This window comes from Paenibacillus sp. FSL K6-2441 (assembly GCF_037964765.1).
GTDB classification, from domain to species: domain Bacteria; phylum Bacillota; class Bacilli; order Paenibacillales; family Paenibacillaceae; genus Fontibacillus; species Fontibacillus phoenicis.
Genome location: NZ_CP150174.1, coordinates 1755109 through 1781333, shown reverse-complemented (window position 1 = coordinate 1781333; position 26225 = coordinate 1755109). Strand labels below are relative to the sequence as shown.

The window sequence follows — 26225 nt, the reverse complement described above, 5'->3', positions numbered from 1 at the left end:
GCTCGATGGGTTCCCGACCAACAGTCTGTAAAATAGTTTGTGTAAACTCCTAAACCCAGTAAAATGGAAGACATAGAAAGGTTGGGGAGAATACATGGGACTTTGGACGAAAGAGCAATTGCGAGCCTTCATTAAGGAGAACAAGCTGGTAACAGCACAAGACGCGCAGAATGCTTTGAAAGAACTGTTTGCTGAAACTCTTCAAGAAATGCTGGAAGCAGAGCTCGATACGCACTTAGGCTACGAGAAGCACGAGGTCAAAGCCAAGATGACGCCAAATAGCCGAAATGGCAAGAGCAAGAAGACGGTGGTCAGCGAATACGGAGAGCAGGAAATTGCAGTTCCACGGGATCGGATGGGTGAGTTCGAGCCCGTTGTTGTGCAGAAACACCAGAAGAATGTAACTGGCATTGAAGATCAGATCATCGCCCTGTACGCCAAAGGTGTCAGTACACGAGAGATTCAAGACCATCTGCAAAACCTTTACGGTATCGAAGTCTCGCCTACGCTCATTTCCAATGTCACCAACAAAATCGTGCCTCTCATTAAGGAATGGCAGAATCGGCCGCTTCAAGGCGTCTACGCGGTCGTCTACATGGATGCGATTCACTTTAAAGTGAAGCAGGACGGGGCCATAGTTAACAAAGCGGCCTACATGGTGATTGGCATCGACCTGGACGGGAATAAGGATGTACTCGGTATGTGGATCGGGGAGAATGAATCCAGTAAGTTCTGGCTCAGCGTGCTAAATGACCTGCGAAATCGTGGTGTCCAAGACATTCTCATCATCTGTGTGGACAATCTGAGTGGTTTCTCCGAAGCGATTGCGGCCTGCTATCCAAAGACCGAGATTCAAAAGTGCATCATTCACCAGATCCGCAACTCCACTCGTTACGTGTCGTACAAGGATTTGAAGAAGGTGACTGCCGACCTCAAGCCCATTTACAAAGCCGCAACCGAGGAAGGAGCGCTGCTAGAGATGGAGCGCTTCGAGGAAGTCTGGGGCGCTAAGTATCCGCTTATAGTCCGCTCTTGGCGCAACAACTGGGAGGAGCTCTCCACCTTCTTCAAGTATCCGCCTGAGATCCGCAAACTCATCTACACCACAAATATGATTGAGAGTTACCATCGGCAGCTTCGCAAGGTGACCAAGGGGAAGAGTATTTTCCCTACCGATGAAGCCCTGCTGAAAATGCTCTACCTGGCCACGATGGATGTGACACGAAAATGGACAGGCCGTGTCCAAAACTGGGGGCAGATGCTCCTTCAGCTTTCGGTCTTCTTTCCGGATCGGGTCAGTAACTATTTACGTTAGAAGCGCCAAATCCCCCTCGGGGGGATTGCTTGGAATGAGTTTACACAGAAATCTTGACAGACCCGAGTAGTGTACAAAAAAAGTTTAACTATTTTTTTGCTTCAGGTTTTTTTGAATTTATATTGGCCCAGTTAACATTTTCTCTCGAAATAATGTTTTCTACTCGCTCAACTAGTAATGCAAATGGGTTCTCAGTTTTGTAGACTCCTGTTCTCGTTAAGTATGTGTACTTTTCTTGTTTCAAAGTCTCACAAATGCTTCTGTACTCGATCCGTTCTCATGGTGTTTTGACAAGCTCATAAGTCCTTCAATAACCGCTATTGCAGCACCCAATATACCAACAGAAATAGAAATGAACGAAGTATCTTTTGAAAAACCTGATAATAGTGGGATGAGAGCAGCTAAGACAAACTCAATTCTCTTGGCCCATTTATAGTTTTTTTGATGATTTTGGCTCTTTTTATCGTACCATTCTATCTGTTGATCAAGCCTTTCTTTAAAGTAATCTTTTTCAGTGATGTCCATGGCATCCCCTAACATATGACAAATTTACTAGTTCTTTTCGATTTAATTCTACAGTAAAAGACCTATATTGGCGATATGTGGAAATGAAATCATAGAAAAATCATGATATTTTATATAAATGCTTAATATACATAAACACGCCTAAGACTATAGACCTGTGTTCAATGGGGTATTTATCTCCTTTTAACGATTAATCCATAAACGATAACTAATGTGTACAGAAGAATTCGCCCATCTTGAAATGATCGCCACGATGGTCTACCAGCTGACGAAGGACGCTACTGTGGAACAACTTAAGGAAGCAGGAATGGCTCCCTATTATGTGAACCACGATCGTGCCTTGTTCTATGAGAACGCTGGCGGCGTCCTTTTTACGGCGACATATATTGCTGCAAAAGGCGATCCGATTGCCGATTTGTATGAGGATATTGCTGTGGAAGAAAAGGCGCGGGCTACATACCAGTGGCTCATCGACATGACCGACGACGTGGATATCCAGGACAGCCTGAAGTTCCTGCGCGAACGCGAAATCGTGCACAGCTTGCGGTTCCGTGAAGCGGTAGAAATTCTGAAAGAGGATCGGGAGCATAAGAAATTCTTCTAATTTTTGAAATGAACTTATTTTATCGTTGAAGGGGATCTGATCATGGCCAAAAATAAACGTGGAAAATCGCTTTGGAACTTACCTTCGCGCGGTCGTGGAACGTGTCCAGTGTGCGGAAGCACACGAATCAAGCTGCTGCATGTCAAAAACACCAGTGCAGGGCAACAGCTGAAAGTTTGCAAGAAGTGCTCGAACGCCTCGCAGGAACGAATTGATGCAGCAGGCCAGCAGGCGGGTTGAAGTGAAGAGATAATAGGGAGCGCGGTAACAGGAGAGAAACGGCGATTTTCTGTTTCTCTCCTGTTTTTACGTTACTGCATTCTTTCAAAGTCTATGATTCTTCTTCCTCTTCTTGAACTTTTCTGAAAAGGTACATGGTGAAGCTGACCAGTGCTAATCCAAGTGAAGTTTTGAAATATGGGAAAACCTGATCCATATTTAAATTGAAAACATATAAATAGCTAATGTCTGTTGCTCCTTGCATCGTTTGAATATATCCATAAAGAAGTAATATAGAATTCAGTGTAAATAGAACCCCGAGTATTAAAAATAAGTCTCGAAGTTTATGTTTGCTTCTCATCAAAAATACAGCTTGAAAGAGTAAACAAAGCAGTAGAACAAAGCAACCGAACATTCCCAATGTGATAACCTCCACTTTCTAGGTAAATTAGCCTGATGTATAGGAAAAATACATATTGCTGGTTTTTTGGCCCACAGCAGGGCTATAGATATTTTGAGCATTCCAAACATAATAAGTCCACTTTAAGTTTAACTTTTTTTGACCTGGGGAGCTATAGTGGCCGATACTAAAATTTACATCAAAAGTATGGGAGGTAGTTTCTAATCTATTATTTTTAGAAAGCTCTGCTTTGGTTTGTCGTACTTTTGTAGTCCCACTATTATCAAAGTTTTTAAGTGTTTTGGCAGTATATTGTGTAGAATTAGTATGAGTGTTAATAATGCTTGAAACTAATGATAAACCTGAAATGACTCCCAACACACGAGAAGATGAGATTTTTATAAGTAAAGAAGAAATAGACGAACCAAATAAAAATGTAATGAGCAAATCAATCCATATAATTGGGATAAAATTGTATGTTTCATCCACAGTTTGTTGAACTCGAGTTTGATAATTAAAAGAAATAATTGCAAATATAACCAAACCGACCAACCAAATTATTTTCCAAATATAAGATGATAATTCAGATTTTTTCACTTAAGTACCTCCTCGTATAGTATCTTTAAAAAGCTCTTTTAGGTTCATTTCCATCCCCCCGGGGGATGGAAAACAGCCTCCAAATTTCCAGCTTGTTCTTTGAAAATTCCATCAGGGACTGGACTTTCCGGTATGCCTCTGGACAATGGAACGTAGGGTCCATTCGGGGAAATCCTTCTGCCTCCAGTAGCATCGTCTACTCCTTAAGTCTGTTTCTCCGGTACGCGTCTGAGCTTCTTACCCGCTGGCTGTTCCCTTCGGCATCCCATGCCCGGTTTTAGCAGATCCGGGGCAGCTCATGGCCCGAAGTGTGTCCTCATACGCGAGGGTGATAGATCTGCGCGTGCGCCGGAGGCATCCCGGAGCGTCCATTCCCTGAATCCCTAGCGAAAGGAGGAATTTCACTTGAAGCTTTTTGTCGGTATTGACGTGAGCTCGCAAGAGCTCGAAGCGTGTTTCATGAACGCTGACGGTGACAAGCTTGAGACACTCACCGTCAAAAACAATTTGAATGGCGCCTCGCACTTGCGTGACCAAATCGTCGCTGCAGCGAACAAGTTGGCCGTCACCGAGATTCACATCGGCTTGGAAGCCACTTCCGTCTACAGCTGGCACCCTGCCATGTACCTGCATCAGGATCCAGCGCTTCGAGAGCGCAAGGCCAAGGTGTTCACCTTGAACCCCAAGCTCATCAGCAAGTTCAGAGAAGCCTATGCGGATATGGACAAGACCGACCGGCTCGACGCCTGGGTCATTGCGGATCGCCTGCGCTTCGGCCGCCTGACGACCACCATCGTCATGCAGGAGCAGTATGTCGCCCTTCAACGCCTCACGCGCATGCGTTTCCACTTGGTCCATAACTTGGCTCGCGAGAAGCAGTACTTCTTGCAGAACCTGTTCTACAAGTGCAATGCGTTTACAACCGAGGTCGACAGCTCCGTGTTTGGCCATGCGCTCATGGAGATGCTCTCCGAGAAGTTCAGCCTCGATGACATCGCCGAGATGGACGTGGCCGATCTGGCCGACTATCTGCGGGACAAGGGACGCAATCGTTTCCCCGATCCCGAGCGGGTCGCCCGCTGCATTCAGCAAGCTGCCCGCGCCTCCTATCGGCTGTCCAAGGTCGTGGAGGATTCGATTGACCTGGTGCTCGGCACCTCCATCGAATCCATCCGCAGCATCCAGAAGCAGCTCAAGGATCTCGACAAAGCGATCGAGCGGGTCCTCGACGGCATTCAAGGCGCTCAGTGCTTGCTGTCAGTGCCCGGCATCGGCAAAGTCTATGCAGCCGGTCTGCTCGGCGAACTCGGCGATATTGAACGGTTCAAGGATCAAGCCGCCGTCGCCAAGTACGCGGGTCTGACGTGGCGCAGGCACCAGTCCGGCGTCTTCGAGGCGGAGGACACCGCCCGCATCAAATCCGGCAACCGATTCCTGCGCTACTACCTCGTTGAAGCTGCCAACTCGGTTAGGATGCGCGATGAAGAATTCGGTGAATATTACCGGAAGAAGTATCACGAAGTGCCCAAGAATCAACACAAACGCGCCCTCGTCTTAACGGCAAGAAAACTCGTGCGTCTGGTCGATGTGCTGCTACGCAGCGGCCAACTCTACACGCCTCGAAGGAAGGTGAATAGCGCCAAGGATTAACGCCTCCTTTGCCTTAGTCCTTCACGAATTCCCAGTAAAAATCTGGTATCTGACATGGTTTTTGGCTGGGTTTGGTTTGATGCGCCCTTTTTTCGTGACTCCGCGCTCAACAGGCACGGGAAATTTCCAATTCGATTAAATCAACAGCTTGACATCATACCGCTGGACTTGTATTAAGCTAAGTTTAGAAATGCACTAGTCTCATATCACCTAATAAGTTTGATTACATAACTTTTGTAAATATATCTTGGCGTGTCGACAAACATGCTAATTCTTTACATATATCTCATTTTACACCAAACCACATGTCAGTACAATCCATTATCTACATCTAAAGTTCATGTGCTTGCATTAAAGGAAACAAGACGCAAGATATCTGTACATACCGTATAAAGCGATAGATGTTCCGTGGTGCTTACTCCTCAACTTTTTATTACGACACGCAGATGTAATAATCCGGGTCGCCTGATTCGAGGTACATTTTGGAGTATCGTGAGCAGCACTCCACTTTTTATCCCCATGCATTCACATTTTTGCAAAGTAAAGGTCAGATTTTAACGATTCACCGAAAATCCGTTCGCTAAAGATTATCTGCTCAATCAACATATTGAAGTTTTTTACGTCGAGACTTTTCCCGATCTTCATTCAAAAGTATTTCCTCTAACTAAATGAACTTACTTCCTGCCGAAAAAACAAAAGCCCGAAGCGGTATGTTTTGCTTCGGACTTTTTGCCCCCATGATCACAGTGCGGGAATTTTCTAAAAAATATGCATTTTAATGCATATCTATGCGTTTCTCATTAATTATGAAATTTCACTCTCATCATTTTTGAAATAGTTCTCAACGATTCTGACAACACACACGTTGAGCAGACCACTCGAGAGTATATCACATACTATAACGTATTTCGAATTCAAGCGAAACTAAACAACCAGTCACCGATTGAATTTCGGCAACTGGCTGTTTAGTAAAGGTGTTTTGACCCCTGTCTCAAATCAGGGGGGCAGCCCCATTTTGCTTCGGGCTTTTTGCCTTTTCGAAAAAATTCATTTATCTAATTCTTACGAGCACTTGCTATACCCGCAGTTGCTGCAAGTTTTGCAGCCCTCGATGTTGATCAGCGAGGCGGAGCCGCAGGATGGGCACAGGTCGCGCGAGGTGGCCGGTGCGCTGCCGTGGCTGTAGCCGCCATGCGAGCCGTCTGCCGTGCCGTGAACGTGTGCTGTCTCCTGTGCAACCGTTGCGGCTACCGGCGCTGGGTCGTGGTCGCCGTAAGGTCCGTTTTGTACGTGCGTCTCCAACGCTTTGGCGACGGCGTCCGCGATCGATTCAACGCGGTTAGGACCAAAACCGATCGCTCCCGTACCGCCGATGCCTTTGAGATGCTTAATCAGCAACTCAACCTTCTCGCCATGGTCGCCGTAACGCAGGAACAGCGAGCAGACGCGGCCAAGGGCTTCTGCCATCGCGAACACGTCAGAACCAGCTTTACCTACGTTCAAGAAGATCTCACCTGGAGTCCCGTTCATGTCATTGATCGTGATATAGGCCATGCCAAACGGCGTGTTGATTTTATACGTTGCTCCATGCAGCACTTGCGGGCGTCTCTTGTATTGTTCGCCGGTTTTTGGGCTGCTGGCTTGAACCGAAGCATTTGCCGGTTGTGGAGTTGCCGCTGCGCTAGGTTGAGCAGATGCTTCCTCTTTCTTCTCTTCCTTCTTCTCCGTTTGCAGAACTTGCACATCGCGGCTGCCATCGCGGTAGATCGTTACGCCTTTGCAGCCAAGGTCGAAGGCCAGCTCATACAGCCGTTTCGTATCTTCAACCGTAAAGTCGGACGGGCAGTTGGCCGTTTTCGAGATCGAGCTGTCCACCCAACGCTGAATCGCCGCTTGTACGCGGATATGATCTTCCGCCGACAAATCCATCGCCGTTACGAAGTAATCCGGCAGCGGTTCGCCTGGATGCGCGTCCATCCATTCCTGCGCGATCGGCACGAATTGCTCGTCGAAGCCGAGACGGCTTTGACGGTAATATTTGAAGGCGAAGTACGGTTCGATCCCAGTCGAAGTGCCAACCATCGTCCCTGTGCTGCCAGTTGGCGCTTGGGTAATGATCGTGACATTGCGAATCCCTTTGGTGCGGACAGCTTCACCAACTTCTGGATACACTTCCGTCATGTTCTTCATAAAGCCGCTTTGTAAAAATTTATCTGCTTCAAATGCCGGGAAGGATCCTTTCTCTTCTGCGATATCTGCAGAGGCCAGGTAAGCTTCCTTCGCAATAAAGCCATACAATTTATCGAGGAATTCCAGCGATTCCGGGCTGCCGTAACGGATGTTCAGCTTGATCATCAGCTCGGCCAGACCCATCGTTCCAAGGCCAACGCGGCGCTCTTTCTTCTGGTTCTTCTCGTTTTCTTCAAAATGATAAGGTGTCTTGTTGATGACGTTGTCCAAGAAACGAACTGAATAACGCGTAGTTGTCGCCAGTTCATCCCATGCCACATCGTGCTTCTCTTCATCGTAGAACTTGGACAAGTTCATCGCCGACAGGTTACATACGCCCCAGCCCGGCAGCCCTTGCTCACCGCACGGATTCGTACAGATGATCGGGTTAAAGTACCAGCTGTTGGACATTTGGTTGTAGTATTCCATGAAGACCACGCCCGGCTCAGCGGATTTCCAAGCCGATTCGATGATCGTATGCCAGATCTCACGCGCTTTGACGGTACGGTAGTGGATCACTTTACGTCCATCGGCTTTCCATTTATCGAGATCGCCGTCCCACACCTCGTTGTAATCCTCGTAAGTTGTATCCGGGAATACCAGATCCCAATCGAGGTCTTCTTTTACAGCTTTCATAAAAGCATTGCTGACGCAAACCGACAAGTTCGCGTTGGTCACTTGGCCCATCGTCTGTTTAACAGTGATGAAGTCCAGCACGTCCGGATGCCAGTCGTTGATCATCAGCATCAGCGCACCGCGACGACTGCCGCCTTGCTCGATCAGGCCGGTTGTGTAGCTGAACAAGCCGCCCCAAGATACAGCACCGCTGGAAGAGCCATTAACGCCACGAACGATCGCACGACGTGGACGCAGGGAGCTCAAGTTAATGCCTACGCCGCCGCCGCGAGCCATGATCTCGGTCATTTCGGACAGCGTCTCCATGATGCCGCCCCGGCTGTCCTTCGGCGAAGGAATAACATAACAGTTGAACAAAGTTAACTCATCACTGGCACCGGCACCAGCCGCAATCCGTCCGCCCGGAACAAGCTTCCAATCATCCAGAATATAACGGAATTTCTCTTCCCATTCCTTCTGCTTCTCCGGCGTTTCCTCAACCGAAGCCATCGCTTTGGCCAGACGGTCCCACATTTCTTCAGGCGTTTTCTCGATATTGAGGGTCAGCTTCTCGACGTCGGTCTCCACCAGATCGCCCCGGCGGGTCTTCACCGTAACCTTACGGCCGTCACGGGCAACAACCTCCCCTACTTCCTTCGTCGGGAATTTTGGGTCGTCCTTCGTCAGAACGAGTACGACATCGCCCACTTTGGCGTGGCTAGGATCCGCGTCCTTCCAGGCGTACCGGTCCAAGAAGATTTTCTCACTTAGCCCCTCAAGGCGCTGTTTTTGCACAGTTTTCAAAGAAAACACCCTCCTAAAAATTGATTCAGAGTATCCTTTAATTAATCAGTCATTCGCCTCGATTCCTAAAGTCGAAATTAGGCAAAAAAACGAAAAAAACGCTGTATCAAGCCGGAAATCGCCCGCTTGATCACCGCGGCACACACCCTGTAAACGGTAATATCATATGTATGAATCACAATATATTGTGTGCGAATACCATTATACTATACAATATCTCGTTGTCATAGCAGTTCAGGGTGAAATTTTAGGCTTTAATCCGAATACATCTCGCCCAACCCCCTGTTTCCTTCAATTCTCTCTATTTTTCAGACTCAAAACTATAAAACCGCTTTGTAACCATTTCCAAGAAACCAGGGAAGCATCTCCTAAGTTTTATTAGATTTGAATTAACACAATTTTAACAAATCAATGGGAATCCTGCCCCCAAAAAGGAGTAAACTAGAAATTGAGGTTCATAACTTACGAGGAGATGAGTTCAAGTGAAAGCTTTAAGATGGCATGGCGTCAAGGACCTAAGACTGGAGAACATCGAGGAGCCAAAAGCGGAACCGGGCAAAGCGAAAATCAAGGTGGAATGGTGCGGGATTTGCGGCAGTGATCTGCACGAATATGTAGCCGGCCCGATTTTTATCCCTCTGGAAACCCACCCGTTAAGCGGAGATAAAGCGCCGATCGTCATGGGACATGAATTTTCCGGACAAGTGGTTGAAGTTGGCGAAGGCGTCACCCGCGTGGCCGTCGGCGATCGCGTCGTGGTTGAACCGATCTATGCCTGCGGAACCTGCGAGGCTTGTAAGCAAGGGAAATACAATCTTTGCGATAAAATGGGCTTCTTCGGCCTGGCGGGCGGAGGCGGCGGATTCTCCGAATATGCCAACGTACCGGAACAAATGCTACATAAAATCCCGGATTCGGTATCCTTCGAGCAAGGCGCCCTGGTTGAGCCATCCGCTGTAGCACTTCATGCAGTCCGCTCCAGTAAATTTAAAGTGGGCGACAAAGCAGCTGTCTTTGGAACCGGACCGATCGGTCTGCTGGTGATCGAAGCACTGAAGGCTTCAGGGGCTTCGGAAATCTATGCGGTCGAGCTGTCTGAGGAACGGAAGCAGAAGGCTGCCGAGCTCGGCGCCATCGTCATCGATCCGAAAGAATACGATGCCGTCGAAGAAATTCACAAGCGCACGCAAGGCGGTGTGGACGTAGCCTATGAAGTGACAGGGGTTTCTCCCGTGCTAACCCAGGCGATCCTATCCACCAAAATCGGCGGTGAAACGATGATCGTCAGCATTTTCGAGAAGGAAGCCTCCCTCCATCCGCAAAACATCGTCATGAAGGAACGTACCGTAAGCGGCATTATCGGCTACCGCGACGTCTTCCCGGCGGTGATCAGCTTGATGGCTCAAGGCTACTTCTCGGCGGACAAGCTGGTGACGAAGCGCATTAAGCTGGATCAAGCCATCGATGAAGGCTTTGAAGGACTCCTCAAAGAGCGGAATCAAATCAAAATCTTGGTGAAAGCGGAGTAAAATAGATCAAGCAATCGCCGGTCAGGGAGATGATCCCCGGCCGGCTTTTTTTTAATGAGATAAACCACCCTCTTGCTCTTACAAGGTTATGAACTCCTTCCTTTTCGTCCATACTACACCTACGTCTGCAATTTAAGCACAAGATCTGCCAGATTCGGATCTTTTCTCTCCGTAATCGAGCCGACAAATACGTACCGAAAGGGAGGTTTTACACTATGAATCCACATCCCTCCGGCCCTTCCCCCCACCCGGCCGCGTCGCCAGACTTGCTCGCCCCGATTCCCATCGACTTCGACCGGAGCTGGTTCAACGAACTGGAGACCCGGCATCAAAAGGGCGGTCCCTGGGACGATTGGAAGCTGTTTAACCTTGCCCTTGAGGCCGAATCCGCTTCGCTTGTCACAAGCTTTGAGGAGATGCAGTGCCTAAAGCATCTCAATAACGTCACCCCGCTGCCCCATCAAACCGAAACCGCTCGCAAAGTCCTGTTCGAGATGCGCGGACGGGCTATTTTAGCCGACGAGGTGGGGCTTGGGAAGACGATCGAAGCGGGCTTAATTTTAAAGGAATATATCGTGCGCGGATTAGTGAAAAAAGCGTTGATCTTGGTGCCGGCCTCCTTGGTGCTGCAATGGGTACGGGAGCTGAACCAAAAGTTCGGCATTCCGGCCGTAGCCCAGAAGAAGGAGCATTCTTGGCACAACGACGTGGTGGTTGCATCCATGGACACGGCAAAGCGCGACCCGCATAAGAACATTTTGCTGAACAACGAATATGACCTGGTGATCGTGGACGAAGCCCATAAGCTGAAGAATAAGAAAACGTCGAATTATCAGTTCATGCTGCAGCTGCGGAAAAAATATTGCCTGCTCCTCACCGCCACCCCGGTGCAAAACGACCTCGGCGAGCTGTTTAACCTGATCACGCTGCTGAAGCCGGGTCAACTGGGCGGGCAAAGCGAGTTTGCTGCGAATTTCGTCGTCGATAAGCGGCTGCCGAAGAATGAGGAGCAGCTCAAGGATGAGCTGGCCAAGGTGATGATCCGCAACCGGCGCGGCGACGGTGATCTGGAGTTCACCAAGCGGATCGTACGCAACATCGACGTGGAGTTATCCCCGGAGGAGAAGAACCTGTACAACGGGGTAACTTCCTTTGTCAAAGACCAATATCATGCCAACGGCGGAGACCTCAACAGCATGCTGTCCCTCGTCACCTTGCAGCGCGAGGTGTGCAGCAGCCGCGACGCTGTGTTTGTCACGCTGGTGAACTTGTCGAAGAAGCTGGCTCCGGACTCCCCGATTCGCGACCGGATTTGGGATCTCGTCGATCTGATCCGCCAGATCAAAGCCAACAGCAAAGCGGAGAAAGCGATGGAGCTGATCCGCGAAATGAACGACAAGGTGATCGTGTTTACCGAATATCGGGCGACGCAGGAGTATTTGCTGAAATATTTTCGCGAGCGCGGTATGACGGCGGTGCCGTATCGGGGCGGAATGAATCGCGGCAAGAAAGACTGGATGATGGACCTGTTCCGCGGCCGCGCCCAGGTCATGATCGCCACCGAAGCCGGCGGCGAAGGGATCAACCTGCAGTTTTGCCACCAGATGATCAACTTCGACTTGCCGTGGAACCCGATGCGCGTAGAGCAGCGGATCGGCCGCGTCCACCGCTTGGGGCAAACCAATGACGTCCATATATATAACCTGTCCACCAAGGGCACGATCGAAGAGCATATCCTTCACTTGCTGCATGAGAAGATCAATATGTTCGAAATGGTCATCGGCCATCTGGATGTGATTTTGGAACGGTTCGAGAAGCAGCATTCCCTGGAAAAAAGCCTCTACCAAATCATTCTGGAATCCGGCAGCGACGAGGAAATCGCCAGCCGTGTCGACTCGCTGGGACGCGAATTCGATACGATTAAATCCGAGCTGGATGCGGAAGCCGAAGAACGTGGGAACAACGGCGGTCTGCAGCAGCTCTTGGGAGGTTGAGTTGCGGTTATGTCCATGACCCGAGAGCAGATTCGCGATTTTGTGATGACTTATTTGGAAGCGACGGAATGCCAGTTTCTCGAAAAATCGCCCCATCACGTCACGGTGAAGCTCTCTCCCCGCGCCGACCGCGATTTGACGAACCGCCCTTATTATTGGGGGTTCATCGATCGGACCGGGGCGGAGCCAGAAACGATGTCGTTTTCGTTTATTTTTGACCCGGAGGCGCACCAAGCGGTCGAGAAGGCGAAAGCCGCTCAGGAGCAGGCGGACGCCGGGCAGCAGATGGAAAACGCCCAGGAGGACACCTTGCTGGGACGTTATTTTGGGGCGGTCCGGCCGTTGCCGGTGCTTGGCCCCGGCCGGATTCAACGCGAGGAGCTGGCGTTTGGCAGCTCGCGGCTCAAGCAGATCTTTGAGGCGGCGCGGAAAGGCGGCCGCTATGTGTACTTGTTCGAGGAGCCGGGGCAGCGGCAGCGGACGGCCTTGCTGCCCGCCGCTTACGAGCCGTGGCTGGGCGTCTGCTTTAAGGTGGAGTTCTGCTGCGATATGAAGCGGGAGGAGCTGCATTTTTACGGCGTATCCTTACTGTCGGGCGAGGTCGATGAATCATTTCAGTCCCGGATCGTGGGCAAGCCGCTGGTCCCCCGATTGCCGGAGAATATCCATATCGAGCCTACCCGGCTGTCCTTGGATGCCGGTCGCTTGGCACTCGAGCAGCGTCTGACCGAACAGATCCAGGCCTACGATGACACCTGGGCACAGGAAGCCCGCGAACGGCTGAGCGATGAGCTGGCGCTGATCGACGCCTATTACAAGGATCTGATCAAGGATCCCGAACCCGAGCGGGCGCAAGGCGCAACCGAGCAATACGAAGCGAGACGGGAGGAAATCCGCTGGCAATACGAGCCGAGAATTGTCGTATCCGCCTTGGGCTGCGGCATCTTTCATCTGCGTTCGCCGAGGTGACGAGAAATAGACGGATCTCGCTAAAAGACCGCAAAAATAGAAGCCGATGGCGGCCAAACCGCGCGACAGGTTGCAACATCCTTTTTGGACCGGCTTCGGTACAATGGACAAGCAATCGAAATCAACAGGCCAAGGTACCATACGAATTGCCAGGGAGGCGATGTCATGCGACAACCGCGTTATCTCCGAACCAACCTGAAAAAACGATCGATCACTTGCAAAATTCTCTTATGCGCCAGCATCTTATATAGCGCAGCCAGCGCAGGTTTGCCGCTGGCGGGCGGCCCCGGCGGCCTGAGTACGGCGGCCGCCGAAGGCGTAGGCAGCGCAGCCGGCGCGTGGACCGGGCCGGCTGCGCTGGCGGCGCCCCGGGCCACGGCGGATGCGCCAGCGCCTGAGGCGCTGCGGCGCTTTGCCGCCGAGGCCATCGACAAGCTGGCCCAGGCCGAGCCGTTTACAGCCTGGGCCAGCGCCGCCGCCACCATCGAGCCGCTGGGACCGGGCACGCACAGCTGGCTCGTCACCTTAGCCGGCGGCGGCGGTGCGCCTGCGCCGCGCGGCTATCTCATCATCTCCGCGACGGAGAGCGGAGATTACAAGCTGGTCGAATACGGAATGGGCGCTTATTCCGTATTCGACCCAGCGCTGCTCGAGGCCGCGCTGCGGCAGAGCGGCCTCGGCGCAGCCGCTGCGGGACGCGTGACCGCCGTCCCGCTCTACGCCGGCCCGGCATTGGCCGCGTGGAGGGTTCACCTGCCGGAGAGCGGTGAACCCGGCTACGTCAATGCCGCCGACGGCGAATGGCTGCCCGAAACGACGGGCAGCTGGGACAAGCAGGCGGGCGGCTATGCGCCGCCGCGGCTGGCCGCCGGCAGCCGCGATTCCCTATCGCCCGCCCCTATGGTCTATACGTCATCCCGCTTCGATCCTTACGACAATCTGCGATGGATGACGGCCAAGCCTTTGACGCTGAAGCCCGACGCCTTCACCGGTAAATTAACAGCGAGCCAGAAGCTCGTCTATGCGGCTTCCGGAGCCGAACGCACTTATTCCTTTCCTTTGCCGGTCTACGGCTATCAAATTTGGAAGAGCGACAGCTTGTCCGAGGCACCAACCGCAGCATCGGCAGAAGCCGGGGCCGAAACCGAGGCCGTCTACGTTGTCACCGGCACCGACACCACCCTCCGGCTGATCGCGCTGGATGCCTTGATGGCCAGCGGTAAATTCGTCACTTTCTAGCTGCTGAACCTATAGAGAAGAGCACTGCCCTTAGCTGGCAGTGCTCTTTTTGGCTTAATCACGCATACCCTTTCAGGCGATTCCTGCAAAAATACAGTTTTTTGAGACGGAATCGCCGTTTTATCTAAAATAACTGCAAAAGTGCAGGCTTTTTGCCCCCAAATCCTCCATTTGCCCACTAGCGTTGCATTAACTTTTCAAACGATATTTCAAATCAACAATTTACTAAATTTGCAAATTATAGGCTGGTTTTCATGTACAAAAATAAAGAAATCCCCTAATGTTGAGTTGATCCAAAGGTTATCCATCAACCTCTCAACAAAAGGAGATTTCTATGGATAACAGTACAAATTTAAGTGTCATATGTCAATGTCTACAAATGTTAAATATTAATTCTTCCCGAGATAGCGTTTTGGATTATCGTGCTCGCAAGCTTTTTGTCGGTTCTTCCCTACTGCTGTTCATTGAAGCCCAGTTACAGCAACGAGAGTCTTATGCTGAAATGTCCGAGCATCTTGAAGCCAATGAAGATTTTCAAGCGATACTTGGTGGACTTGAAAGCATAAGCCCATCCCAACTCTCGCGGAAAATGAAGAAGCTTCCCCTAGAGAACCTTCACCTGCTTTTCATGCAAGTAACGAGACAAATCCAACAACTAACGGAGAGTAAGCCAGGAATCACGACTAAGATCGGAAAGCTCGCGATCATGGATTCTACTCAAATCACCTTGCCAGCGATTCTTTCCAAATGGGCTTACTGCTCTGCATCCAATCACGGCGTGAAAATGCACACTTCACTTCTAGTCGTCGACGCGAAGACGATGGTTCCAGATAAAATCATCGCCTCAACCAAAGATGTCGCAGACCACGAAGTTGCCCCAAACTTTACGGTCGATAAAGAAGTGACCTATGTGATGGACCGAGGCTATCAGGTGCACAAGCATTTTCAAGCCTGGGTGGACCAAGGGATGAAGTTTGTGGCTCGGGTTAAGGATAATACCCGATTGACGATCCTCAAGGAACGGGCTCTTCCCAAGCGGGGAGATTTCATTCGGGATGCGGATGTAACTCTGCCAGGGCAGCAAATGAAGTTGCGACTCATTGAGTTTCAGGATCAGCAAGGTCGTTTATATCGCCTTGTGACAAGTCGCATGGATTTGTCCGTGCACCAAATTGCAGATGTATATCGGCATCGTTGGCAAATCGAGCTATTCTTTAAATGGATTAAGCAACACCTCCGTTTAGTGAAGCCTCATGGGTACACCGCAGAAGCCATCTGGAACCAGATGTATATCGCGTTGATATCCTATGCTCTGTGCCTGTTGCTACGCCTGAAGCTAGAGTGCAAGCAAACCGTTTGGCAGTTACTTCGATTGATTCGACTCTATGCCGATCGGTCATGGACTAGGCTGCATGAAGCCTTATTCAAAAAGCCCACACGGAGCTCAAAAGGACGAACGAAGCGAAACGGTCGGCCCCCCAAGCAGGCGAACAAATCGATGAAGCCACGAATCATTGTAGAAGTATTGAACTAAATACTTAAATTTTAAAAAATGGGTAACGTGCGGGTCTAATCCCCTCTAAACTTTTTCAAATTTAAGCAAAGTGCGTCTGTAAAATATATACTAATCCGGTTTGTATATACTATATCGTTGTTCTGTATTTGTCTGAATCAAAGCAGAAAGAAGTCTTAATGCAACGCTAGTGCCATTTGCCCCAATTCGCGAAAAATAACTGCAGTTTTGCAGGCTTTCGCTGAAAAATCAGGATTTCCCCGAAAAAAACTGCACTTTTGCAGCTTTCTCCGGGCAAATACCTCCGGCGGACCCTATGAACCCGCCGCCGAACCCGTACCTCCCTCTGCGGCGGCCTGCGCCGTCAATCGTGCCGGTCGGCTGAGCAGCTGGCGCAAGCTGTCCAGATTGGTCAACACCGTGCCGGCGATAATCGCGACCCCGCCCAACACCGCAAACCATCCGGCCGTTTCTCCGTAAAACAATACGCCAATCGTCATCGCAATCAGCGGCGATACGTACAGCCAAGTTGACGGAAACACCGGGTTGGTCTTGGCCACCAGCCAGTAAAACAAGCTGTGCCCCACCATCGAACCCACCACGGTTAAATATAACAGCGAGCCTAAGGCAGTCGGCTCTAGCAGGTCCCCCGCCGTCACCCGCTCGGTGAAGCCCGACAGGAGGAACAGCAGCAAGCCGCCGTAAATCATTTGTGCGGCGTTCAGCGCAATCGGCGACACCGCTGCAAAATTCTCAGTGACTCGTTTGGTATACAGAGCGCCGATCGAATACATTACTTCCCCGGTCAAAATCGCCGCGCAACCGATTACCCAGCGGGGTCCGGCCTGTACCGACACCATGTTGGGCAGCACCAGCAGCATGACCCCGGCCAAACCGATCATGATGCCCAGGACGGCGCGTCCCGTCGCTTTTTGCCGCAGCACCATCATCTGCAGCAGCAGGATCATCAGCGGCCCTGTAGCCGATAATACCGCAGCGACGCCGGACGTGACGTATTGCTCCGCCCAATAAAGTAACGCAAACGTCCCGAAGGTCAGCAAAGCTCCCGTCACCAGCATTTCCTTGCGCAGCAGCAGGGTCCACTCCGCTTTTTTTCTCCAAACCATCCACAGAAACAGAATCGCCCCGGCCGCGAAGAAGCGGATCCCCGCGGAGAAAAACGGAGGCGCCGCATGATCTACCCCGATTTTTATCGCTAAAAACGTCGTGCCAAATACGAGACATACGATCAAATAGTTGACCACAATCATGGAAATCTTCCCCTTTCAGCTGTTGAAATGTATCATACAGGAAAGAGGACAGAACAGATGACTCATCATAGAACAGATACTTGGTTTTTATGTATAAAATAGACTCACGCCACAAAGCGAAGGAGAGATGGCGATGAACATAAGGCCAAAGCCGGCAGAGCCTGGGAGGATTCGGTATACGCAAGTGTATAAGTATATCCTGGACCGGATTCATCGGGGGGATTGGAAGGCGCACGATAAGCTGCCCTCCGTGCGTGAGTTAGCGGGCGAGCTGCAGCTTCACCGGTTAACCGTCTTCCGGGCCTACGGGCTGCTGAAGGAGCAAGGATACATTTACGTCAAGGAAAAATCCGGTTATTACGTGTCCGGAGGCCGACCGTATACTGATCCCGCCGAACCCGAGGATGCGAGCAACACCCGTTCCAACCTGACCACCGGCGGAGCAGGCGGAACAACGTTTAACGCTCTAGCTCGGCACGGGACCGGTCATCTGCAGAATACCTTAAGCGAGATTCACCAGATCCCAGCGGTCTACTCTTTCTCCCAAGCACTCATCGACCCGAACCTGCTGCCGAATCTGTTCCTGTCAGACCACGTGAAGCAGGTGTTCGACCGTTATCCTAAGCTGCTGGGCACCTATTCCTCCGTCCAGGGGGACGAGGAGCTGCGGGAACTGCTCTGTGCGGATATGCAGCGAAAAGATAAGCTTCAAGTCTCCTGCGACGAGCTGCTGATCACGACCGGCGGCCAGCAAGCGATCGACCTGCTGGCTGGCGTTTTTCTTCGTCCGATGGATTATGTGTTGGTGGAACGCCCAACCTACAGCTCGGCGCTCGATTGCTTCCGTCAGCGGGGCGCGCGTCTCCTCCCTGTGGAGATTCATCGGGACGGATATGACCTCGACCTTGTTGAGGGTTATATGAAGCGCCATAAACCCCGGATGTTTTATATGAATCCTACATTTCATAATCCGACGGGATTTATCGTGCCGGCCAGCCAACGCAAGCGGCTGGTGGAGCTGGCCGAGCGCTACGGCTGCCTGATCGTCGAGGATGACGCGGTTCATGACGTTTATTTCGATGCGCCGCCTCCCCCACCGCTCTATTCCTACGATACGGAAGGCTGGGTTGTATACCTGCGCACCTTCAGCAAATACCTGGCGCCGGGGCTGCGTATATGCGCCGTTGCCGCTCGCGCGGCGGTAATGGCCCCGCTGCTGACGGCCAAATCGCTGGCCGACAACGGCACGCCGCTGGTCAACCAGAAGCTGTTCCAGCACTGCTTCGAGTCCGAGCGGCTCCAGCAGCACCTGGAGAAGCTTCGGACGGCGCTGCAGATTCGCCGGGACGTGATGGAGCAAGCGCTTGCCGCCGGCACCGGATGGCAGTGGTACCGTCCGCAAGGCGGATTAAACTTGTGGGTCCGCCTTCCTGAAGGCTTAAGCTCCAATCAACTGCTCACCGAGGGCGTCCGCCGCGGGTTGACGTTCGTCCCCGGAACGATTTGTGATCCCTTGGGGGAAATGGATGACCGGATCCGACTCAGCTTTTCGTTTAAGAATGAGGCACAAATTCGTGAAGGCGTTCACCTGTTGGTCCAGTTAGCGGATGAGTTGGCGCGAGGGGGATGAGTTGGTGCAGGGCAAATGGGCACGAAGGCGAAGATGACGATGGCAATGACAAAGAAAGAATATCCCCGGCTCCCAAGCGCATCTAAAAACAGCCGCCATCTCCCTTTCGGGACAGAAGGCGGCTGTCATCAATAACCGGGTTCAGCTTCGGCTTACTCAAACTTTCCGTGAGTGAGAAGCCTGTTCTTTTCTCTGGGCTTCTTTCTTCTTTGGCTTGGGAAGCTGCCCGGCCCACAGGGAGATGGAGGACGGGATCATGCCGAACCAGCGCCGGCTCCACGGTTCCTTCGCCTTCGACCGCTCGCGGCGGATTTCCCGCGGGGTTTCCACGTAATCTACTACCCGTTCGGTGATATATTTGACCAATTCGTCACCTTTGGCCATGGAGATAAGCTCCTTTCTCGCATTGTCGTTCTTCGTTAGCCCTAGTTTGCGCCGATTCCCTCCACCTTAAACCCGCAAATCCCCAGACGTATGACCGCAGCCGCGGAATGCATGATTTGCCCGCCGCAGGTTCACTCTATAGAGGAAGTATCTCCTGAAAGGTGAGACAAATGGGAAAAATGATACGATGCCTGTTAACGCTAACGTTGACGGTCTCCATTGCCTTGGGAAGCGGCATCGCTCCGGCCGCGGCGGATGAAGGCAACGACCTCAGGCATGCCTTCCCCGAGCCGGTGATTCTGATCGATGCCGGCCACGGCGGAATCGACGGCGGCACGTCTTATAAACAATATCTCGAAAAGGACATCAATCTCGAAATCGGGCGTCGGCTTTACGTCGTCCTCCGAAGCCACGGCTACCGCGCGATTCTCAACCGGACTGGTGATTACGCCTTAAGCGACGACAACCGCTGGCTTCCAAGCCGCTCGCGGCACCTGCGGGATTTGGCGCAGCGCAAGGAACTTAGCGAACAGTTGCCCGCTTCGATCGTCGTCAGCCTGCATGTCAACTGGGGACGGAATCCGGCCAAACGCGGACCGCTTGTGCTCCATCAGAATGAAGGACGCAGCGCCATACTGGCCGCTTCGATTCAACGGTCGCTGGAGCGGTTTTACCAGCTGGACGTTTCCCGAACCCCGGAGCTTGGCAAGCCGTTTTATTTATTGAACCATATCGATTGTCCGGCTGTAATTGTAGAGATGGGCTTCCTCAGCAACGAGGAAGACCGCGCTATCCTCACGAACAGACGCGGTCAACAGAAGATTGCCGAAGCATTGTATCGCGGCATCGCCGAATACTTTACGGTAATGTAAACCCCGGTCCCAGCTGAAGGCTAGGACTAATTTGTTCCCAGACCAGCTCACTCGTCCCGATGAATTGGACACCTACAGCCTGTAAAATTGGGATGTTCTTTTGCAAGGCGGCCGCGGTTTTCTTACCCTGTACCCCTACATGCCCGATCGTTACGCAGCTATTGCGCTTACCTTTATTTAGGATGTTCAGGACCTGCCGCAGTTGTTTCGTAACATGCGCTTCGCTGCCTACATCGTCCAGAAAAATATCGTTTTCCAGCCGGGGCAGCCCCATCTTCTCGCTTAAGCGGGGAACAACGGACCGAGAGTTCGTTTTGCTGTCAATGAAAAATAACCCCCGCTCGCGGCATACCTCCAAAATCACCGACATCACCCGCTCGTCCTCAGTCACCTTCGAGCCCATATGATTGTTCATCCCGATGGCATAGGGAACTTGGTCAATCGCGGCTTCAACCCTTTGCCGGATCTCCTCGTCTGTCATGCTGGAGAGGATCGCCCCAGGTCCCAACCATTCCGCCTTCCCTTGCTTGGGCTCCATCGGCATATGAATGATCACGTCGTGCCCGTACTCATGCGCCCGCCGGGCATCCTCCTGCGTCGTTTCCAGGAATGGCATGACCGCCACGGTTAATTTGATCGGCAGGTTGAGGATTTCCTCTGTACCGGCCATCCCGTTCCCTAAATCGTCGATAATCACCGCCACCTTGTGGGAAGCGGATCGCGGTTTGAGGGCGGCCTTATGATCTTGTGTTTCTGACTTCAGTTCACTTGATTCCGTGCCCGGGTTCTCTGCTAAATTATTTGCTGTCGGCGCGGCTTGTCCGCTAATCGAGGCCGTTAGCAACAGCGCGGCAAGACCACCGGCAGCCAGTATTGGGATCCGTCGAACCAGTTTTTTGAAATAGGACATGAGGCTTCCTCCTTTCTCTTAAGCAACGATGGGCTAGATCAAGCTCCCGCGATATTCTCTTCGCCGCGTAAGACAGGTCCACGCCAGATCAATGGCAAATAACAATAGCAGCGCCGGACCAACCACCGGCCAAACAGGAGAAACGCTTCGATAGGCCTGTTCCGCCAGCGGGTGCACCACTTTCAGCGTGAATACCGACAGAACGCCCCAATACAACGAAAACTTCAGACAAATATGGCCGCCAAGCTGGAAGCACAACCCCGAATAATCCCACCATCTCCGACCAAACAACATCAGCAGCAAGCAGCCGCTAACTCCTTCCACTACGGTGGGGATGATTAAGCACAGCAATCCGGTAAGCAGTAGCCGGTGTCCTCCACCCACCTGGACAAGCCACAGCAACAGAACTGGGGCAACGCCGTACATCGGCTTAAACGGTCCTTTCATAAAACCTTCCTTCCAGAACTCGCCTTGCGTAAAAAGGTTGTACACATTTTCGAGCAGCCAGCCAAATAACGCATACAGCAGAAAGTAAAAAGCGATTTCTCCCGCCGTCAATCCACACCAGCCTCCTTTCTGCTAGTATGACTGTCCCTGTCCGGAAACATGCGCTACGCCGCCCTTACCTGAGCTTGATCCAACCTATAAAAAAAGCCCCCCGGAGAGTGAAGCCTTAAATCAGACTTCTCTCCCCAGGGGTCGGCTCTCTTCCCATCAGCCCTGCACCTGGATCTTCTTCAACGTCTGGACCCGTTCTTGAATTAGCGTAATAAATTCCCGTGCCGCCGCACCAAGGTATTTATCCTTCAGGTACACGATCCCTACCTTCCGGGTCAAAGAAGGATTCCGCAGCGGAAGGAGGCATAATTTTTCCAAATCGTACATTTCCAACAGCGTCTTGGACAGGATCGTTACGCCTGCGCCGGAACGGACTAGCTGCAGCAAGGAATCGATGGTGGTTGTTTCGATGTGGGGGTGCAGCGTAAACCCCTTGATTGCACAAGCCGCATCAACCAGTTGGCGGCAGCGATGCGTCTCGGGAAACATCACCACCGGCTCTTGATAGAGAGGAATGACCGCAAACCGTTCGTCTTCCTCCTGCAGGATCGTCACGGCAAAGTCCGCCTCCCCCGATACCAAGTATTCGACGACGTCTTCGACCCCCAGCAGTTTGAGGTGCAAGCGGGGATGCCGCGGGTAAAATTCACTTTAAACGGACTAACTTCTGCGACTGCATCCATCATTCGCCTTGGAAGGAATAAGCCCTTTCGCAGCAGCTTGACGGAACAACCCTTTTTCCGCACTTATTTAGCCGCCTCCATCGTTCACTTCACCCTTCTCTTTTTTCCGCCAATAAAGGGTTGACCTGAAATGCATTTCATCGATTAAAGTATCTTCAGATAATGAATCGGAACAATCGAGGTGAAGAACCGATGTATGGTTACGAGGAGACGATCGCTGAAATGGAACAGCGCCACGCCGCATGGCTCCAGCTCTTGGACCAATCAGCCGATCGGTTGGAGGAGGCGCTGCTGGAGCTGCCGGTGCCGCAGAACGTAAAGGCGTATGCCTACTTGCAGGGATTAACCCGGTTTCATAACTCGCTGCTTGCCTTGCGTTTGCTTGTCGTTTCCGGTTTCAGCGAGGAGGCAGCCGGTCTGTTGCGTCACATGACAGAAGCGGCGGCGATGGTAAGATACATCTCGATGAGCGGGGATTCGCAAGTATGGCCCCTCGTCGAGGAAGCGGGGTCTGTTCCTTGGGATCCAGCTGACGCCGCCAAACCGGATGGCGTTCCAAACCCGCGAACGCTTGCGGAGCAAGAAGACTGGTTTCCGCCGATTGGCCCCTCCCCGTTTGATGCAACCGACCTGCTTTCCAAGGGGTGCCGACTGGCTGAACTACTGCTGGAAACCCTCCCGGAATAAGGTCCTTATGGCGTTTCTACTGGAGGGTTCAGCGAGAAACCGTCACTTCGTGATATAGTAGAAAACAAGCATGTGACGTGCGTAAGCTGCTGGATCAGGGAGGTTTTAGTAGAAATCATGTTTAACCAAATTGTATGCGCGGACAACGTTGGGCTCGAAGCCTGGGCCTTCGAGGAATTGCAAAAGCACTCGAAACAGCCCATCCTTCGGTTTGACCACGATCCGCAAAGCAAAGACGAGTTAATGGAAAGGATCCAAGGAGCGGATTGTGTCTTGGTATCCTGGAGAACGAGAATCGATGATGAGGTGATCGCAAAGAGCCCTGCGATTCGATATATCGGAATGTGCTGCAGCCTGTATGATGAGCGGTCGGCCAACGTCGATATCCCTGCGGCAAGGGCCCGCGGCATCGAGGTTCGTGGCGTCCGGGATTACGGCGATGAAGGGGTTGCCGAATTCACTTTGAGCGAGCTCATCCGTTTGCTCAAAGGCTTGGGCCCGCACCAATGGCAAAGTGAACCGATTGAGCTGCAGCAGCGCAAGCTGGGGATCATCGGGATGGGCGCGACCGGCAAAATTTTAGCGCATCGGGCTTCCGCCTTCGGCATGCAAGTCCAATATTTCAGCCGGAGCCGCAAACCGGATTGCGAGCAGGCAGGGTATGCATATGCTCCGCTTCACGATCTGCTGCAAACCTCAGAAATCATCTCCATGCATTTGCCTAGAAACACCCAGCTCCTTGGGCCCGAAGATTCGCCGCTTTGGGGCATGGTAAAATTTTGGTGAATACCTCTCTGGGTGCACCATTTGATGCCGCTGCCTTTCGGGAATGGGTCCAAGCGAGCGGAAACTATGCGATTTTTGACGCGGACGGTGCCGGGGAGTTCAAAGCTGAGCTTCACCGCTACCCCCAAATCATCTATACCGCGAAAGTATCGGGTTTCAACCCGGGAAGCAAGGGGACGGTTATCCTATAAAGTACTGGACAATCTACTAGGATTTCTTCGCACGAACGAATGAAAAAAAACAGCCTCGCAACCGCTCCAAAAAACGAGTATGCGAGGCTGTTCTTGTAAAATGGTATCAATCTAATGTTGTTTATCAAAGAACTACCGTCATTTTCTTAGCAATCTCAGATAATTTTTGGTTTTTTAAAAAGTCCTCCATCTTCTCTTCAGCCGATACCATCACCTTCTGAACTAAACACTCTGATCCATGATTCATTTCGCAGTCGAATAAGGAGGCGGAGCCTTCAATGGCATGAATCACGTCGAGAAACGAGATTTCTTCCCAATTCCGTTTTAAGCGATATCCACCATTGGCTCCTGAAGTCGATTCAATCATTCCTGCCTTGACCAGCTTGGTAAGGATTTTGGATAAATACGTTGGAGAAACCTCTTGTCTCTCCGCCAATTGCTGTACGCCGATAAGTTTGTTCGGCGGGAATGCGGCAAGAAAGAGCATAGTATGAAGAGCATAGTTTGTCGCTTTAGAAAATTTCATAACGTGATGTTCACCTCAATTATGGACTTTATGTGCCCATAATAACTTTTTATATTGGCTTATGTCAAATATCGCCTCCCTTATTACTCCTTTATTCGTTGTAACTGGCAACACTCCAAGACCTACGATTCCACTGAACCTTTACCATATGGAACAAAGAAGGTAAGAAGAAAACCACTCGCTGCAACGAGGGCTAGTGACCAAAATGCGGCTTGAATTCCTTGATGCATATTGATCGGAAAAGATAATGAGCTGTAATCTGCGGTAATTGTCACCAAGGTGATGAGCAGAGCCCCGCCCATTGACATGCCCAATGTACGTATGGCCGTGGTCATCGGCGAAGCGTAATTCATCATCGAATTCGGCAAGCTTGCCATGGCAAAAGCAGTAATTGGGGTCATCATAAAACCGACCCCGGTCATAAGCAACGCATATAACCCTACCAACAGACCATACGGAGCGTGAATCGATAGCGCTATCGTTAATAGGGCCGTTACGGCGGCTATCCCGAAGAAGCCAATCCGAATCAAATAGCGACCGCCATAACGGTCGTAGATTTTACCCGAAACCACTCCGGACACCCCCATCAGCAATGCACCTGGGAGCAACATTAGCCCCGATTCTCTAGGCAGTAGTCCCCTGACATTTTGTGCATATATCGGGAGCAGCAGTTCCACCCCGGCCATCACAATGAACAGGACTACGCCTATAATCGATGCATAAGTAAATCTCGGGTAACGAAATACGTTGAAATCAAGCAAAGGGACGGCCAGTTTGAATTGGCGCTTCACAAACAGAAACGACACTGCGAATCCCACGATAAGGAAGGTCAGCGCAAGCTGAATCCCTTTTCCCTGATCGCTAAGGATGCTAAATCCATACAACAGACAACCGAAGCCCAAACTCGAATAGAGAATAGATCTCCAGTCCAATTTCGCTTTATGCGTATCCCAAACGTTTTCCAAGCAATAATATGCGACAAACAGGTTCGCGATCGCTATGGGCGCCACCCCATAGAATAAGATTCTCCAAGAATGATTTTGAATCACGAAGCCGGAAATCGTCGGCCCCAGTGCAGGGGCGAGTCCCACAATGAGACTGGCCAGCCCCATCGCTGCCCCGAGTTTTTCCTTTGGGAACACTAGGATAATCGTATTCAGGAACACCGGTACCAGCAATCCGGCGCCAATCCCCTGAATAATTCGTCCGCATAGGATCAATGTGAAGTCGACGGAGAAGCCGGCAATTAGCGTCCCTGTCGTAAAGGCCCCAGCGGATGCGAAAAACAGGGTTCTCGTCGAGTATTTTCCGATCAGGAATCCCGTCACAGGGATGACAATTCCAGAAACCAGAAGATAGACGGTGATCAGCCATTGCGCCCGATTAACCTGGATTCCAAGGTCAAGCATCATTTGTGGCAAAGCCGTGTTCAGCATGGTTTGCATGAGTTGTGCCAAAAAATTCGCGACGATTAGAGATGCGACAATGATTACAGGTTTTCTTTTCATAACGTTCCTCAATTTAC

Annotated in this window: 21 protein-coding genes and 3 pseudogenes; 14 read left to right on the top strand and 10 right to left on the bottom strand. The window is 51.4% G+C overall.

The annotated features are described in order from the left end of the window. Positions 1-94 precede the first annotated feature (94 nt). On the top strand, positions 95-1315 hold the full coding sequence (locus NSQ80_RS07950) for an IS256 family transposase (protein ID WP_339302009.1): 1221 nt from the start codon (positions 95-97) through the stop codon (positions 1313-1315). 240 nt (positions 1316-1555) lie between these two features. Here NSQ80_RS07950 and NSQ80_RS07945 read toward each other — a convergent pair whose 3' ends face one another. Continuing rightward, positions 1556-1840: a DUF4231 domain-containing protein gene (locus NSQ80_RS07945; protein ID WP_339302008.1), complete on the bottom strand. Its 285-nt coding sequence runs from the start codon at positions 1838-1840 to the stop codon at positions 1556-1558. Between the two features lie 217 nt (positions 1841-2057). Between NSQ80_RS07945 and NSQ80_RS07940 the strand changes: the two are divergent. Continuing rightward, positions 2058-2444: pseudogene (locus tag NSQ80_RS07940) on the top strand (manganese catalase family protein); the annotation flags it as partial. 42 nt (positions 2445-2486) lie between these two features. Beyond that, positions 2487-2684: a hypothetical protein gene (locus NSQ80_RS07935; protein WP_339302007.1), complete on the top strand. Its 198-nt coding sequence runs from the start codon at positions 2487-2489 to the stop codon at positions 2682-2684. A gap of 427 nt (positions 2685-3111) precedes the next feature. Here the strand turns inward: NSQ80_RS07935 and NSQ80_RS07930 are convergent, their stop codons facing one another. Continuing rightward, entirely contained in the window at positions 3112-3660 is a 549-nt protein-coding gene (locus NSQ80_RS07930; protein ID WP_339302006.1) for a hypothetical protein, read from the bottom strand. A 405-nt stretch (positions 3661-4065) separates the two neighbouring features. Between NSQ80_RS07930 and NSQ80_RS07925 the strand changes: the two genes are divergently transcribed. Next, positions 4066-5310, top strand: coding sequence for an IS110 family transposase (locus NSQ80_RS07925; protein ID WP_016312179.1), 1245 nt, complete (start codon positions 4066-4068; stop codon positions 5308-5310). A gap of 864 nt (positions 5311-6174) precedes the next feature. Then, positions 6175-6279 (top strand): annotated as a pseudogene (locus NSQ80_RS07920) (IS3 family transposase); the annotation flags it as partial. A gap of 93 nt (positions 6280-6372) precedes the next feature. On the opposite strand, the gene NSQ80_RS07915 reads toward NSQ80_RS07920, so the two are convergent. Then, positions 6373-8958: an adenosylcobalamin-dependent ribonucleoside-diphosphate reductase gene (locus tag NSQ80_RS07915; RefSeq protein WP_036643702.1), complete on the bottom strand. Its 2586-nt coding sequence runs from the start codon at positions 8956-8958 to the stop codon at positions 6373-6375. 482 nt (positions 8959-9440) lie between these two features. Between NSQ80_RS07915 and NSQ80_RS07910 the strand changes: the two genes are divergently transcribed. The 5 genes from NSQ80_RS07910 to NSQ80_RS07890 all read left to right on the top strand — a co-directional run bounded on the left by NSQ80_RS07910 (position 9441) and on the right by NSQ80_RS07890 (position 16223). Next, a complete protein-coding gene (locus NSQ80_RS07910; protein WP_323076302.1) occupies positions 9441-10487 on the top strand; it encodes a 2,3-butanediol dehydrogenase in 1047 nt (348 codons plus the stop codon). A gap of 215 nt (positions 10488-10702) precedes the next feature. After that, positions 10703-12481 (top strand): SNF2-related protein, encoded by a 1779-nt coding sequence (locus tag NSQ80_RS07905; protein WP_339302005.1) that lies wholly within the window; start codon positions 10703-10705, stop codon positions 12479-12481. A 9-nt stretch (positions 12482-12490) separates the two neighbouring features. Further along, complete coding sequence (locus NSQ80_RS07900; protein WP_009222858.1) at positions 12491-13450, top strand: YqhG family protein; 960 nt, start codon at positions 12491-12493, stop codon at positions 13448-13450. A 165-nt stretch (positions 13451-13615) separates the two neighbouring features. Beyond that, positions 13616-14689, top strand: coding sequence for a hypothetical protein (locus tag NSQ80_RS07895; RefSeq protein WP_339302004.1), 1074 nt, complete (start codon positions 13616-13618; stop codon positions 14687-14689). 334 nt (positions 14690-15023) lie between these two features. Further along, positions 15024-16223, top strand: coding sequence for an IS4 family transposase (locus NSQ80_RS07890; protein WP_339299006.1), 1200 nt, complete (start codon positions 15024-15026; stop codon positions 16221-16223). Between the two features lie 293 nt (positions 16224-16516). On the opposite strand, the gene NSQ80_RS07885 is transcribed toward NSQ80_RS07890, so the two are convergent. Further along, positions 16517-17473 carry an EamA family transporter gene (locus NSQ80_RS07885; RefSeq protein ID WP_009222855.1) on the bottom strand — a complete coding sequence of 319 codons (957 nt, stop codon included), beginning with the start codon at positions 17471-17473 and terminating at the stop codon, positions 16517-16519. Positions 17474-17606: 133 nt separating this feature from the next. Here NSQ80_RS07885 and NSQ80_RS07880 point away from each other — a divergent pair, with 133 nt between their 5' ends. Continuing rightward, entirely contained in the window at positions 17607-19103 is a 1497-nt protein-coding gene (locus tag NSQ80_RS07880; RefSeq protein WP_339302003.1) for a PLP-dependent aminotransferase family protein, read from the top strand. A gap of 156 nt (positions 19104-19259) precedes the next feature. Here NSQ80_RS07880 and NSQ80_RS07875 read toward each other — a convergent pair whose 3' ends face one another. Then, positions 19260-19487, bottom strand: a complete 228-nt coding sequence (locus tag NSQ80_RS07875; protein ID WP_009222853.1) for a YqzE family protein — start codon at positions 19485-19487, stop codon at positions 19260-19262. Positions 19488-19657: 170 nt separating this feature from the next. Between NSQ80_RS07875 and NSQ80_RS07870 the strand changes: the two genes are divergently transcribed. Further along, a complete protein-coding gene (locus NSQ80_RS07870; RefSeq protein ID WP_036643698.1) occupies positions 19658-20359 on the top strand; it encodes an N-acetylmuramoyl-L-alanine amidase in 702 nt (233 codons plus the stop codon). Here NSQ80_RS07870 and NSQ80_RS07865 read toward each other — a convergent pair. The 3 genes and pseudogenes from NSQ80_RS07865 to NSQ80_RS07855 all read right to left on the bottom strand — a co-directional run. Continuing rightward, complete coding sequence (locus NSQ80_RS07865) at positions 20346-21269, bottom strand: divergent polysaccharide deacetylase family protein (protein WP_009222851.1); 924 nt, start codon at positions 21267-21269, stop codon at positions 20346-20348. The genes NSQ80_RS07870 and NSQ80_RS07865 overlap by 14 nt on opposite strands. Before the next feature lie 33 nt (positions 21270-21302). Further along, positions 21303-21827 carry a putative ABC transporter permease gene (locus tag NSQ80_RS07860; RefSeq protein WP_339302002.1) on the bottom strand — a complete coding sequence of 175 codons (525 nt, stop codon included), beginning with the start codon at positions 21825-21827 and terminating at the stop codon, positions 21303-21305. A 156-nt stretch (positions 21828-21983) separates the two neighbouring features. Then, positions 21984-22463, bottom strand: a pseudogene (locus tag NSQ80_RS07855) (LysR family transcriptional regulator substrate-binding protein); the annotation flags it as partial. 239 nt (positions 22464-22702) lie between these two features. On the opposite strand from NSQ80_RS07855, the gene NSQ80_RS07850 reads away from it, so the two are divergent. Together NSQ80_RS07850 and NSQ80_RS07845 are read left to right on the top strand one after the other, a co-directional pair. Continuing rightward, on the top strand, positions 22703-23197 hold the full coding sequence (locus tag NSQ80_RS07850) for a hypothetical protein (RefSeq protein ID WP_036643696.1): 495 nt from the start codon (positions 22703-22705) through the stop codon (positions 23195-23197). A gap of 117 nt (positions 23198-23314) precedes the next feature. Further along, positions 23315-23983 carry an NAD(P)-dependent oxidoreductase gene (locus tag NSQ80_RS07845; RefSeq protein WP_339302001.1) on the top strand — a complete coding sequence of 223 codons (669 nt, stop codon included), beginning with the start codon at positions 23315-23317 and terminating at the stop codon, positions 23981-23983. A gap of 315 nt (positions 23984-24298) precedes the next feature. Here NSQ80_RS07845 and NSQ80_RS07840 read toward each other — a convergent pair whose 3' ends face one another. Next, positions 24299-24700 carry an RrF2 family transcriptional regulator gene (locus NSQ80_RS07840; RefSeq protein ID WP_036623450.1) on the bottom strand — a complete coding sequence of 134 codons (402 nt, stop codon included), beginning with the start codon at positions 24698-24700 and terminating at the stop codon, positions 24299-24301. 122 nt (positions 24701-24822) lie between these two features. Beyond that, positions 24823-26208, bottom strand: a complete 1386-nt coding sequence (locus tag NSQ80_RS07835; RefSeq protein WP_137669811.1) for a DHA2 family efflux MFS transporter permease subunit — start codon at positions 26206-26208, stop codon at positions 24823-24825. Positions 26209-26225: the final 17 nt, after the last annotated feature.